Raw genomic sequence first — 12,642 nt, forward strand, 5'->3', positions numbered from 1 at the left:
AGACGACTATGACGACCCAAGACAACGCGCTGCCCAAAGTGCGCAAACCCCTGGACCTGCGCGCGCTGCTGGATAACTGGGCGATGCTGCTGGCGGCGGTGAGCATCTTCGTGCTGTGCGCCTTGCTCATCGACAACTTCCTCTCGCCGCTGAACATGCGCGGCCTGGGCCTGGCGATTTCCACGGTGGGCATCGCCGCCTGCACCATGCTGTTCTGCCTGGCGTCGGGGCACTTCGATTTATCGGTGGGCTCGGTGATCGCCTGCGCCGGCGTGGTCGCGGCCATTGTGATGCGCGACACCGACAGCGTGATGCTGGGCATCGGCGCCGCCCTGGGGATGGGCCTGCTGGTGGGGCTGATCAACGGCATCGTGATCGCCAAGCTGCGGGTCAATGCGTTGATCACCACGCTGGCGACCATGCAGATCGTGCGCGGCCTGGCCTATATCTTTGCCGACGGCAAGGCGGTGGGCGTGTCCCAGGATCAGTTCTTCATCTTCGGCAACGGCCAGTTGCTGGGCGTGCCGGTGCCGATCCTGATCACCATCGTGTGCTTTGTGTTCTTCGGCTGGCTGCTCAACTACACCACCTACGGGCGCAACACCATGGCCATCGGCGGCAACCCGGAAGCGGCGCTGTTGGCGGGGGTCAATGTTGATCGCACCAAGATCATCATCTTCGCCGTGCACGGCCTGATCGGCGCCCTGGCCGGCGTGATCCTCGCCTCGCGCATGACCTCGGGCCAGCCGATGATCGGCCAGGGTTTCGAGCTGACGGTAATTTCCGCCTGCGTGCTGGGCGGGGTATCGCTGAGCGGCGGCATCGGCATGATCCGCCACGTGATTGCCGGGGTGCTGATTCTGGCGATCATCGAAAACGCGATGAACCTGAAGAACATCGACACGTTTTATCAATACGTGATCCGCGGCTCGATCCTGTTGCTGGCGGTGGTCATCGACCGCATGAAGCAACGCTGATCTCAGAATCGTATGAGGCAAATGTGGGAGGGGGAGGGTTTGAAGCCAGTGTTGGTCCTGGATTCAACGACCATGAAGCAACGCTGACCTCAAGCCTTACGAGGAACCAATGTGGGAGGGGGCTTGCTCCCGATAGCGGTGAATCAGTCAGCACATCAGTCGCTGACCCACCGCCATCGGGAGCAAGCCCCCTCCCACAGTTTCAATCGGCGGAGAATTTGAAGATTGTGTTCTGGGTATAGGTCTGCCCCGGGTTCAAGCGGGTCGAGGCAAAGTTGGGCTGGTTGGGCGCATCCGGAAAATGCTGGGTCTCCAGGGTAAACCCGCTCCAGTGCAGGTACGTCTTGCCGGCCTTGCCCTTCACCGAACCATCAAGGAAGTTGCTGGTGTAGAACTGTACTCCCGGCTCGCTGGTGTAGAGCTGCAGACGGCGGCCCGACTCGGGGTCATGCACCTCGGCAGCCAGTTGCCTGACGTCGCCCTTGGTATCCAGCGCCCAGTTGAAGTCGAACCCGCCTTGCTTGGGCTCGGCGAACTTGAGCTGCGGGTGATCGTCCTTGATGTGCTGGCCGATAGGCGTGGGTTTGAGGAAGTCCATCGGCGTGCCCGCCACCGGCGCCAGTTCGCCGGTCGGAATCAGCGTGGCATTCACCGGCGTGTAGTGGCTGGCGTGCAGGGTGGCAACCTGCTTGAGGATGTCGCCATTGCCCGCGCCGGCCAGGTTGAAGTAGCTGTGGTTGGTGAGGTTGAGCACCGTGGGTTTGTCGGTGGTTGCCTTGTAGTCGATGTGCAGTTCGTTTTTGTCATTGAGGCGGTAGGTGACTTCGGTCTTCAGGTTGCCGGGGAAGCCCATTTCGCCATCCTTGGACAGGTAGGTGAGGGTGACGCCCACCGAGTCCTTGTCCTTGACCTGCGCCGCTTTCCACACATGCTTGTCGAAGCCCTGGGCGCCGCCATGCAGCGAGTTGGGGCCATCGTTGAGCGGCACCTGGAAGCGCTTGCCGTCGAGTTCAAAGGCGCCGCCGGCCAGGCGGTTGCCGAAACGCCCGATGGTCGCGCCAAAGAACGCGGTGCCGGCCTGGTAGCCTTGCACGTCATCAAACCCGAGCACCACGTCCTCGACCTTGCCGTGCTTGTCCGGCACCTTCAACGACTGCAACACGCCGCCGTAGGTGATGACCGTGGCTTGCATGCCGTGGCTGTTGCGCAGAATGTACTGTTCGACGGGCGTGCCGTCATGGGTCTTGCCGAACGGCTTGTGCTCGCTGCTCAGGCCGGCTGCCTGGGCGCCGCCACTGGCAACCAGCATGGACAGGGCGAGGCCGGAGAGCAGGTATCGAGGGTGCTTCATGGTCGAACTTCCTTTTGTTGTTTTGAGTGGAATAGTTCTACTAATAGCGATATTTTGTCGGTGTGACAGCGAATTTATAGCCTTTAACGCCGATTTCGTAAAATAAAATAAGACTAATTGATCGAGGCAACCGTTATATGAGTATTCCGCAGGCTGTGTATCCCGACCTCAAGGGCAAAACCGTGCTGGTGTCCGGCGGTGCTTCGGGCATTGGTGAGTTCATGGTGCGAGCCTTTGCCGCGCAGGGCGCCAAGGTGGCGTTTGTGGACCGTGCGCAAAGCCAGGGCGAACGCCTGGCGGCGCTGTTGAGTTCGCAGGGGCACACCGTCGAGTTCGTGTGCTGCGACATCACCGACGAGATTGGCTATCGCGCGGCTATCGGCCGGTTCGAGCATTCGCTGGGGCCGATCACGGTGCTGGTGAACAATGCCGCCAATGATGTGCGCCACACCCTGGAGGAAGTCGACTCGGAGACGTTCGACCGGTTGATCGCGGTCAACCTCAAGCATGCATTCTTTGCCGCCAAGGCTGTGGTACCGGGAATGAAAGAGGTGGGCGGCGGTTCGATCATCAACCTGGGCTCCGTCGGCTGGATGATGGCCTCGGCCGGCTACCCCGTTTATGCCGCCAGCAAGGCGGCGGCCCACGGTATGACCCGTGCCCTGGCGCGTGAGCTGGGGCCCAGCCATATCCGCGTGAACACGCTGGTGCCGGGCTGGGTGATGACCGAGAAGCAACTGGCGATGTGGGTGGACGATGCCGCCAGGGACTTGATCGCGCGCAGCCAGTGCCTGCCGGGCAGCGTGTTGCCGGAGCATATTGCCAATATGGCGTTGTTCCTCGCGTCGGACGCGGCGGCGATGTGTTCGGCGCAGAACTTCATTGTCGACGGCGGCTGGGTGTAGGCACACCGATTGGCGCTGGATGGAACGTCGCCCGGCTGGCAGTATCGAAATGTTTCCAACCTACTGTTGCAACCCACGGGAGAACCGAGCATGACTGACTACCAGCCGCCGAAAGTCTGGACCTGGGACGCTGAAAGTGGCGGCACCTTCGCCAGCATCAACCGGCCCATCGCCGGTGCCACCCATGACAAGGCGCTGCCGGTGGGCAAGCATCCGTTGCAGCTGTACTCCCTGGCCACGCCCAATGGGCAGAAGGTCACGATCCTGCTGGAAGAACTTCTGGCGCTGGGGCATACCGGCGCCGAATACGACGCGTGGCTGATCAAGATCGGCGACGGCGATCAGTTCGGCAGCGGGTTTGTGGCGGTGAACCCGAACTCCAAGATTCCCGCGCTGATGGACCACAGCGGCGCCACGCCGATTCGCGTGTTTGAATCCGGCGCGATCCTGCAGTACCTGGCCGAGAAGTTCGCTGCGTTATTACCGACGGAGCCGGCAGCGCGGGCGGAGTGCCTGTCGTGGCTGTTTTGGCAGATGGGCAGTGCGCCGTACCTGGGCGGTGGTTTCGGGCATTTCTATGCCTATGCGCCGAGCAAGATGGAGTACCCGATCAATCGCTTTGCCATGGAAGCCAAGCGTCAGCTGGATGTGCTGGACAAGCGCCTGGCCGAGAGTGAATACATTGCCGGGGATACCTACAGCATTGCCGATATTGCGATCTGGCCCTGGTACGGTGGGTTGGTGTTGGGCCGCCTGTATGACGCCGCAGAGTTTCTTTCGGTGCATGAGTACACCCACGTGATGCGCTGGGCCAAGGCGATCGACGCACGGCCGGCGGTCAAGCGCGGGCGTCGGGTCAACCGGGTGTTCGGCGAGGTGTCCGAGCAACTGGCGGAGCGGCATGAGGCTGCGGACCTGGATTGATTTCAGCGGTTTTGGCTGCCGGGCTCGTTGTGGCGAATGATGGCGAATGGATTTGTAGTGGGGAGTGGATTTGTTGTAGGGAATGGATTTGTTGTGGGGAGTGGATTTGTTGTGGCGAGCGGGCTTGCCCCGCGTTGGGGTGCGAAGCGCCCCCAATCGAGCAAAACGCGGTGTGCCTGATACGGCTCAGCGCCTGGCTTTGGGGCTGCTTCGCAGCCCAACGCAGGACAAGCCTGCTCGCCACAGAGGCGCTCGCCACTGCGGGCACCGTTGCCACAGCGCCTTTACAGATCTTGTAATAGTTTTGCGTTGTGGGAAATTTATGTTTCGGCTGTAGGATTCAAGTCCTTTTCCCATCGCAGGACTTGCATGAACACCCTCTTGGAGCCTCCCAGTCGTCTTTCCCCAAGACACGCACCGTCGCTGTTCCCGCTCAAGCACCCCGTATTCCGACTGCCAACCCTGTCCCGGTCCACTGATCGCGCACTGCCGTGCCCGGTCTCCTGAAAACTGAACACAGAGACTTATACAAATGGAATGGATAGCGGACCCAACGGCCTGGCTTGGCCTGGCGACCCTGATTGTGCTGGAACTGGTGCTGGGCATCGACAACCTGGTGTTTATCGCGATCCTGGCGGACAAACTGCCCCCTGAGCAGCGCGACCGTGCGCGGTTGATCGGCCTGTCCCTGGCGCTGCTGATGCGCCTGGGCCTGCTGGCGAGTATTTCCTGGCTGGTCACTCTCACTCAGCCGTTGTTCGAGGTGTTCGACAAGAGCTTCTCCGGCCGTGACCTGATCATGCTGTTTGGCGGTGTATTCCTGCTGTTCAAGGCCACCATGGAGTTGCACGAGCGCCTTGAAGGCCATGTGGCCCAGCGCAGCGGCAATGTGGCGTATGCGATGTTCTGGCCGATCGTGGCGCAGATCGTGGTGCTCGACGCGGTGTTCTCCCTCGACGCGGTGATTACCGCCGTGGGCATGGTCGATGAACTGGCGGTGATGATGATCGCGGTGATTGTTTCCATCGGCCTGATGATCGTGGCCAGCAAACCGCTGACCCGCTTCGTCAATGCACACCCGACGGTGATCATGCTGTGCCTGGGCTTTTTGATGATGATCGGCTTCGCGCTGACCGCCGAAGGCCTGGGCTTCCATATTCCCAAGGGCTACCTGTACGCCGCGATTGGTTTCTCGATCCTGATCGAGATCTTCAACCAGATCGCGCGGGCGCGCCGCAAGAAGTCGGCGCAGGGCGTGTTGCCAGTGCGTGAGCGCACCGCCCATGCGGTGATGCGCCTGCTGGGCGGGCGCCGCCTGGCGGTGGAAGAGGTGGATGACGACGTCGCCGACCTGCTGGGCGAGGCGGATGCCGCCCAGGGCCCACTGTTCGACCGACGTGAACGGGTAATGATCAGCGGCGTGCTGCAACTGGCCGAACGGCCGATCCGCACCCTGATGACGCCACGGGCCAAGGTCGACTGCATCGATCTGGCGGACGACGCCGAGACGATTCGTCGAACACTCATGCACTCGTCCTACTCGCGTCTGCCGCTGATCCGCAACGGCGCGGTGGATGAACCGCTGGGCTTTGTGCACAAAAAGGAACTGCTCAAGGAGTACCTGGCCGGCAACGCGCCTAACCTGGAACACCTCGCGCGCCGGGCGATCAACCTGCTGGACAGTTTCTCGATCCTCAATGCCCTGGAGCAGATGCGCCAGGAATCCACCCACATCGCCTTCGTGATCAACGAATTCGGCGACTTCATGGGGGTGTTGAGCATGACCGACATCCTCGAGTCCATCGCCGGCGAATTACCGGACGCCAGCGAGATCGAAGGGCCGGATATCGTCGAGGAGGGCGCGGGCTTTCGCGCCAATGGTGCGTTGAACCTGAACCAGGTGCGTCAGCGCACCGGTTTCAAGGCGGCGGCGACCGAGGACTATCAGACGCTGGCCGGGCTGGTGATGAGCCTGCTGGACCGCCTGCCGGTACTGGGCGATAGCCTGGAGCATGAGGGCTGGCGCCTGACGGTGGCGGCGGTGGAGGAGCGGCGGGTCACACAGGTGTTGCTGGTGCCGTCGGCACGTAGTCTTTAAACACGTCCTCCAGAAATGCTTCCTGGTCCTGCGGGTCACCGATGCCCTTGAGGTTCTCCACCTCCTGGGCATTTTTATACACCACCAGGGTCGGGGTGCCGTCCACGCCTTCGATCTTCGGTGTCTGCGTGGTGTCCAACAGCAGACTCTTGATGCTGTGGGCGTATTTTGCCGCGATGCGTTCAAAGCGCGGGCCGACTCCCAGGCACGCCTGGCAGTAGGGTGAGGTAAACAGAACGATTACCCGCTCGTGTTCCTTGAGGATGCTCTCGTATTCCTTGAGGTCATTGATGACCCTATTTGCAGCGCCCATGACGATCCTCCTTGCGCACCCGGCCTGAACAGCCGCCACCGGTACGCTAAAGCGGCCGATCCTCAGCGTCTACTGTCAACCTTCACAGGTATCAAGCATCGCGGTCACGCTCTATGCGTTCGCGCGCCTTGCGCGCCTGGCCGGCGCATTTGCGGTATTCCTCATTGTCGCGGGACGCCTTCGCCTCGCGGTAGCCATGGTGGTTCTGGCTGGTGTAGTCGACGTTGAACGCTTCCTTGAGTTTCTGCAGTTCTTCCTTGCATTCGCGGCGGTCGTTGCTGGCCCAGGCGCTGTTGGCTGCCAGCAGGGTGAGCAGCAGCAGGGTGAGACGAAGCTTCATCGGGCGCATTCCTTGTCGTCAGAGGTGTGCCAAAGGCTAGTCCAGCGCCGGGATTTTTCCAGAAGGCGCTGCGCCCGGTAACAGGGCGTGACGCACTGGCATGGCGCTGTCACGCCTGTATGAGGCCCTGGGTAGCACTGCAATAGGAAATGCCGACGCACTGCTGCATTTCGCCGCGCTATTCATCCGCTTGATTATCAACAGGTTTATTCCTGCCATGGTGTTCTGTCAGCGGCAGTGGCACACTTTCTGCTGTCTATTCCGTTGTTACATACCAAGTTCCGTTATAGCGGAATATACAGCCCCTGGAGTGCTCGCCATGCATCACCGACCTTTCGCTTTCAACGCGTGTGTTTTTCTTTTCGCCGCCTCGGCGTCCCTTGCCGGCCTGGTGCAGGCGGCGGACAGCAAGCTCGATGCCGTGCTCAAGCGCGGGCATCTGATCGTGGGCACCGGCAGCACCAATGCGCCGTGGCACTTCCAGGGCGCGGATGGCAAGTTGCAGGGGTTCGATATCGATATCGGCCGCATCGTCGCCAAGGGGCTGTTCAATGATCCGAGCAAGGTCGAGTTCGTGGTGCAGTCGTCCGACGCGCGCATTCCCAACCTGCTGACCGACAAGGTCGACATGACGTGCCAGTTCATCACCGTCACCGCCAGCCGTGCGCAACAGGTGGCGTTCACCCTGCCGTACTACCGCGAAGGCGTGGGCCTGCTGCTGCCCAACAACAGCAAATATAAAGAGATCGAAGACCTGCAGGCCGCAGGCGACAGCGTCACCGTGGCCGTGCTGCAGAACGTGTACGCCGAAGAACTGGTGCACCAGGCACTGCCCAAGGCCAGGGTCGATCAGTACGACAGCGTCGACCTGATGTACCAGGCCGTGAACTCCGGGCGCGCCGATGCCGCCGCTACCGACCAGTCTTCGGTCAAGTACCTGATGGTGCAGAACCCCGGCCGCTACCGCAGCCCGACCTACGCCTGGAGCCCGCAGACCTATGCGTGCGCGGTCAAGCGTGGCGATCAGGACTGGCTGAACTTCGTCAATACCGCCCTGCATGAAGCCATGACCGGCGTGGAGTTCCCCACCTACAAGGCCTCGTTCAAGCAGTGGTTTGGCGTGGACCTGCCGGAACCCGCGATCGGCTTCCCGGTTGAGTTCAAGTAAATCGTAAACCCTGGGGCGTCGCCGACGACGCCCCGAGCAGGTGCTGCCAACCATGAACTATCAGTTGAACTTTGCCGCCGTGTGGCGCGACTTCGACACCTTGCTGGCGGGGCTCGGCCTGGGCCTGACGCTGGCGTTGATCTCGATCGCCATCGGTTGCGTGATTGGCCTGTTGATGGCCTTCGCCATGCTGTCCCGGCACCGTGCCTTGCGCATCCTCGCCTCGGTGTACGTCACAGTGGTGCGCAATACGCCGATCCTGGTGCTGATCCTGTTGATCTACTTCGCCTTGCCGAGCCTGGGTATCCGCCTGGACAAGATCCCCTCGTTCATCATCACCCTGTCGCTGTACGCCGGTGCCTACCTCACCGAAGTGTTCCGCGCCGGCCTGTTGAATATCCCCAAGGGCCTGCGCGAAGCCGGCCTGGCCATCGGCCTGGGCGAGTGGCGGATTCGCGCGTACATCAGCGTGCCGGTCATGCTGCGCAACGTGCTGCCGGCGCTGTCGAACAACTTTATTTCGCTGTTCAAGGACACGTCACTGGCCGCCGCCATCGCGGTGCCCGAGCTGACTTATTACGCCCGTAAGATCAATGTCGAAAGCTACCGGGTGATCGAAACCTGGCTGGTCACGACGGCGCTCTACGTGGCTGCCTGTTACCTCATCGCCATGCTGCTCCGCTACCTGGAACAGCGCTTGGCGATCCGTCGTTAGGAGCGGCCTCCATGTATCAATCCCCCAGTTGGCTGCAGGAACTGTGGATCGCCCGTGACACGCTTTGGGCCGGCTTCCAGGCCAGCGTCTACGTGTCGGCCCTGGCGATACTTTTCGGCACCCTGATCGGCATTGTCGCCGGCTTGATCCTCACCTACGGCAGGTTCTGGATGCGCGCGCCGTTTCGCCTGTATGTCGACCTGATCCGTGGCACGCCGGTGTTCGTGCTGGTGCTGGCATGTTTCTACATGCTGCCGGCGCTCGGCTGGCAGATCAGCGCGTTCCAGGCCGGTGCGGTCGGGCTCACGCTGTTCTGCGGTTCCCATGTGGCAGAAATCGTGCGCGGCGCCCTGCAGGCCATCCCCCGTGGGCAAATCGAAGCGGGCCGGGCGATTGGGCTGACGTTCTACCAGTCGCTGGGCTACGTGCTGTTGCCCCAGGCGCTGCGCCAGATCCTGCCGACCTGGGTCAATTCGTCCACGGAAATCGTCAAAGCCTCGACGTTGCTCTCGGTGATCGGCGTGGCCGAGCTGCTGCTCAGCACCCAGCAGGTGATCGCACGCACCTTCATGACCCTGGAGTTCTACCTGTTCGCGGGCTTTCTGTTCTTTGTCATCAACTACGCCATTGAATTATTCGGGCGCTACATTGAAAAACGGGTGGCCTTGCCATGAACCAGCCTCAAACAACCCAACCGCTGCTGGACATTCGCGGCCTGCACAAACACTACGGCGAGCTCGAAGTGCTCAAAGGCGTCGACCTGAGCCTGCAGCGCGGCAACGTGGTAACGCTGATCGGCTCGAGCGGCTCGGGCAAGACCACGCTGTTGCGCTGCGTCAACCTGCTCGAAGAGTTCCAGGGCGGGCAGATCACCCTGGAGGGTGAGTCCATCGGCTACAGCGAAAGCAGCGGCAAGCGCGTGCGCCACCCGGAGCGTATGATCGCCCGGCACCGCGCGATGACCGGCATGGCGTTCCAGCAGTTCAACCTGTTCCCCCATCTGACGGCGTTGCAGAACGTCACGTTGGGCCTGTTGAAAGTCAAGAAGATGCCCAGGGACGAGGCGGTGGCACTGGCCGAAAAATGGCTGGACCGCGTGGGGCTGCTGGAACGGCGCAATCACTTTCCCGGCCAGTTGTCCGGCGGTCAGCAGCAACGTGTGGCGATCGCCCGGGCCATTGCGATGAACCCCAGCCTGATGCTGTTCGACGAAGTCACCTCGGCCCTCGACCCGGAGCTGGTCGGCGAAGTGCTCAGTGTGATCAAGGGCCTGGCCGAGGAGGGCATGACCATGTTGCTGGTCACCCACGAGATGCGCTTTGCCTATGAAGTCTCGGACAAAATCGTCTTTATGAACCAGGGCCGCATTGAAGAGCAGGGCAGCGCGAAAGAGGTGTTCGAGCGGCCGCAATCGCCGCGCCTGGCGGAATTTTTGAAGAACATTCGTTTTTAATCAGGAGCCTGTTTTTATGAGCATTACTCGTTACGGAGCCGGCAGCACCGCCGGAGGTGGTCAGCCTCGTCCTTTTGCCCGCGCGGTGGAAGCCGACGGTTGGCTTTATGTGTCAGGCCAGGTGCCTGCGGTGGACGGCGAAATCATCACCGGCGGGATCATCGAGCAAACCCGGCAGACCCTGCGCAATGTGGTGGCGATCCTCGAAGAGGCCGGCTACGAGTTGAAAGACGTGGTACGCGTCGGCGTCTGGCTGGAAGACCCGCGCGACTTCTGGAGTTTCAACAAGGTCTTCGGCGAATACTTCACCCCGGAACACGCCCCGGCGCGGGCCTGTGTGCAGGCCAGCATGATGGTGGATTGCAAGGTGGAGATCGATTGTGTGGCCTACAGGAAAAAGGGCTGAACTGCCATGACCGAAGACCCCATCAAACGCCGCGCCAAGGGCCTGGACCGGGCATTCGATATCCTCGATTTTCTCAAGGAGGTCGGCCAGCCCCTGCGTCCGAATGATATTGCCAGCGGCATCGGCAGCCCCAAATCCACGGTCTACGAACTGGTCGCCTCGCTGCTGGAGCGGCGCATTCTGGAGACCGTGGGCAAGGACGGCCACGTCTATCTGGGCCGCCAGCTGTATTTTCTCGGCCAGGCGCACCTGCGCCATTTCGACCTGACCCGCGAGGCCGACCACGCCTTGCAGGAAATCGTCAGCCAGACCCACGAAACCGCGCAGATGTGCCTGCTCAACGGGCGCAAATACACGGTGGCGCTGATGCGCGAGGGCGAGCGGCATTTCCGTATTTCCTCGGACATCGGCGAAAACGCGCCGATCCCGTGGACTGCCTCCGGGCGCCTGTTGCTCGGGCACCTGAGCGACCAGCAGATCATCGACCTGATCGACCCCGACGACTTCATCCTGCCGGACGGCCAGCGCCTGGCGCTGGACACCTTCCTGGCGCAGATCCGCCAGGCCACCCTCGACGGCTTCTTTTCCTTCGACAGCGTGGCCGACACCTTCACCCACTGCTTCGCCGCCCCGGTACGGGACGCCCAGGGGGTAAGCATTGCCACCCTGTGCATCGTCGCGCCACGGGCCGACGCAATTACCCATTACAACGATTACCGCCGGGTGTTGATCGACAGCGCCAACCAGTTGGCCCGGCGCATCAACGAATAGGAGTTTTGCATGTCCGCCCTCAACGCCGTTGAAAAAGGCGCCGCCGCCGTCGGTGCCCATCTGGTCCGCGACGTCAGCCTGCCGGCCCTGGTCCTGCACCGCGACGCCCTGGAACACAACATTCGCTGGATGCAGAATTTTGTCCGCAGCAGCGGCGCCGAACTCGCGCCCCACGGCAAGACCAGCATGATGCCGGCGCTGTTTCAGCGTCAGCTTGCCGCTGGCGCCTGGGGCATCACCCTCGCCAACGCGGTGCAGACCCGCGCCGCCTACGCCGGTGGCGTGCGCCGGGTGTTGATGGCCAACCAACTGGTGGGCGCGCCGAACATGGCGCTGATCGCCGAGTTGCTGGAGGACCCGCAGTTCGACTTCCATTGCATGGTCGACCACCCGGACAACGTCGCCGACTTGGGCCTGTTCTTCGCCGCGCGCGGCCTGCGCCTGAACGTGATGATCGAATACGGCGTGGTCGGCGGCCGCTGCGGTTGCCGCAGCGAGCAGCAGGTGCGCGACCTGGCGGCGGCGATCAAAGCCCAGTCGGCCCTGGCCCTCACCGGTATCGAAGGCTACGAAGGGGTGATCCACGGCGAGCACGCCATCAGCGGCATCCGCGACTTCGCCGCGAGCCTGGTGCGCCTGGCGGTGGACCTGCAGGACAACGACGCATTCGACCTCGCCAAGCCCATCGTCACCGCCTCGGGCTCGGCGTGGTACGACCTGATCGCCGCGTCCTTCGAACAGCAGAACGCCGCCGGCCGTTTCCTCAGCGTATTGCGCCCGGGCAGCTACGTGGCCCACGACCACGGTATCTACAAGGACGCGCAATGCTGCGTGCTCGACCGGCGCAGTGACCTCGACGAAGGGCTGCGCCCGGCCATGGAAGTCTGGGCCCACGTGCAGTCGCTGCCCGAACCCGGCTTTGCGGTGATCGCCCTGGGCAAGCGCGACGTGGCCTTTGACGCCGGTCTGCCGGTGCCGCTCAAACGCTACAGGGCTGGCATCGTGCCGGCCGAGGGCGATGACGTGAGTGCGTGCCAGGTCACTGCGGTGATGGACCAGCATGCGTTCATGACAGTGGCGCCGCAGGTTGAACTGCGAATTGGCGACATCATTTCGTTCGGCACGTCACACCCTTGCCTGACCTTTGACAAGTGGCAGGTGGGCTGCCTGGTGGATGACGAGTTGCGCGTGATCGAGTCCCTGCGTACCTGTTTTTAGACC

Annotated in this window: 14 protein-coding genes; 11 read left to right on the forward strand and 3 right to left on the reverse strand. The window is 62.1% G+C overall.

Annotation, left to right across the window (positions count from 1 at the left end; translation table 11 throughout):
- The first annotated feature begins 8 nt into the window (after positions 1-8).
- Positions 9-977, forward strand: coding sequence for an L-arabinose ABC transporter permease AraH (araH, locus tag RHM60_RS01750; protein WP_322213398.1), 969 nt, complete (start codon positions 9-11; stop codon positions 975-977).
- Positions 978-1,179: 202 nt separating this feature from the next.
- Here araH and RHM60_RS01755 read toward each other — a convergent pair whose 3' ends face one another.
- Positions 1,180-2,328 (reverse strand): aldose epimerase family protein, encoded by a 1,149-nt coding sequence (locus tag RHM60_RS01755; protein ID WP_209981374.1) that lies wholly within the window; start codon positions 2,326-2,328, stop codon positions 1,180-1,182.
- 137 nt (positions 2,329-2,465) lie between these two features.
- Between RHM60_RS01755 and RHM60_RS01760 the strand changes: the two genes are divergently transcribed.
- The 3 genes from RHM60_RS01760 (at position 2,466) to RHM60_RS01770 (ending at position 6,255) form a co-directional block, all read left to right on the forward strand.
- Positions 2,466-3,233: an SDR family oxidoreductase gene (locus RHM60_RS01760; protein WP_322213399.1), complete on the forward strand. Its 768-nt coding sequence runs from the start codon at positions 2,466-2,468 to the stop codon at positions 3,231-3,233.
- Between the two features lie 90 nt (positions 3,234-3,323).
- Complete coding sequence (yghU, locus tag RHM60_RS01765) at positions 3,324-4,157, forward strand: glutathione-dependent disulfide-bond oxidoreductase (protein ID WP_231423675.1); 834 nt, start codon at positions 3,324-3,326, stop codon at positions 4,155-4,157.
- A 532-nt stretch (positions 4,158-4,689) separates the two neighbouring features.
- Positions 4,690-6,255, forward strand: a complete 1,566-nt coding sequence (locus RHM60_RS01770) for a TerC family protein (RefSeq protein WP_322213400.1) — start codon at positions 4,690-4,692, stop codon at positions 6,253-6,255.
- Here the strand turns inward: RHM60_RS01770 and RHM60_RS01775 are convergent.
- Both RHM60_RS01775 and RHM60_RS01780 read right to left on the reverse strand, forming a co-directional pair.
- Complete coding sequence (locus RHM60_RS01775; protein ID WP_322213401.1) at positions 6,215-6,568, reverse strand: thioredoxin family protein; 354 nt, start codon at positions 6,566-6,568, stop codon at positions 6,215-6,217. The two genes, RHM60_RS01770 and RHM60_RS01775, sit on opposite strands and share 41 nt — an antisense overlap.
- Before the next feature lie 91 nt (positions 6,569-6,659).
- Positions 6,660-6,908 carry a hypothetical protein gene (locus tag RHM60_RS01780; RefSeq protein WP_209981383.1) on the reverse strand — a complete coding sequence of 83 codons (249 nt, stop codon included), beginning with the start codon at positions 6,906-6,908 and terminating at the stop codon, positions 6,660-6,662.
- Positions 6,909-7,227: 319 nt separating this feature from the next.
- Here RHM60_RS01780 and RHM60_RS01785 point away from each other — a divergent pair, with 319 nt between their 5' ends.
- From RHM60_RS01785 to RHM60_RS01815, 7 genes are read left to right on the forward strand one after another with little or no spacing between them, the layout of a single operon-like run.
- Positions 7,228-8,076 carry a transporter substrate-binding domain-containing protein gene (locus RHM60_RS01785; protein WP_322213403.1) on the forward strand — a complete coding sequence of 283 codons (849 nt, stop codon included), beginning with the start codon at positions 7,228-7,230 and terminating at the stop codon, positions 8,074-8,076.
- A gap of 52 nt (positions 8,077-8,128) precedes the next feature.
- Positions 8,129-8,791 (forward strand): amino acid ABC transporter permease, encoded by a 663-nt coding sequence (locus RHM60_RS01790; RefSeq protein ID WP_015372301.1) that lies wholly within the window; start codon positions 8,129-8,131, stop codon positions 8,789-8,791.
- Positions 8,792-8,802: 11 nt separating this feature from the next.
- Complete coding sequence (locus RHM60_RS01795; protein WP_322213404.1) at positions 8,803-9,465, forward strand: amino acid ABC transporter permease; 663 nt, start codon at positions 8,803-8,805, stop codon at positions 9,463-9,465.
- Positions 9,462-10,244, forward strand: a complete 783-nt coding sequence (locus RHM60_RS01800; protein WP_209981388.1) for an amino acid ABC transporter ATP-binding protein — start codon at positions 9,462-9,464, stop codon at positions 10,242-10,244. Before RHM60_RS01795 ends, RHM60_RS01800 begins: the two co-directional genes overlap by 4 nt.
- A gap of 16 nt (positions 10,245-10,260) precedes the next feature.
- On the forward strand, positions 10,261-10,650 hold the full coding sequence (locus RHM60_RS01805) for a RidA family protein (protein WP_209981390.1): 390 nt from the start codon (positions 10,261-10,263) through the stop codon (positions 10,648-10,650).
- 6 nt (positions 10,651-10,656) lie between these two features.
- Positions 10,657-11,421: an IclR family transcriptional regulator gene (locus RHM60_RS01810; protein WP_209981394.1), complete on the forward strand. Its 765-nt coding sequence runs from the start codon at positions 10,657-10,659 to the stop codon at positions 11,419-11,421.
- A gap of 9 nt (positions 11,422-11,430) precedes the next feature.
- Positions 11,431-12,639: an amino acid deaminase gene (locus RHM60_RS01815; RefSeq protein WP_322213405.1), complete on the forward strand. Its 1,209-nt coding sequence runs from the start codon at positions 11,431-11,433 to the stop codon at positions 12,637-12,639.
- Positions 12,640-12,642: the final 3 nt, after the last annotated feature.

The organism is Pseudomonas sp. MH9.3, from assembly GCF_034354675.1.
In the GTDB taxonomy this organism is placed as follows: Bacteria; Pseudomonadota; Gammaproteobacteria; order Pseudomonadales; family Pseudomonadaceae; genus Aquipseudomonas.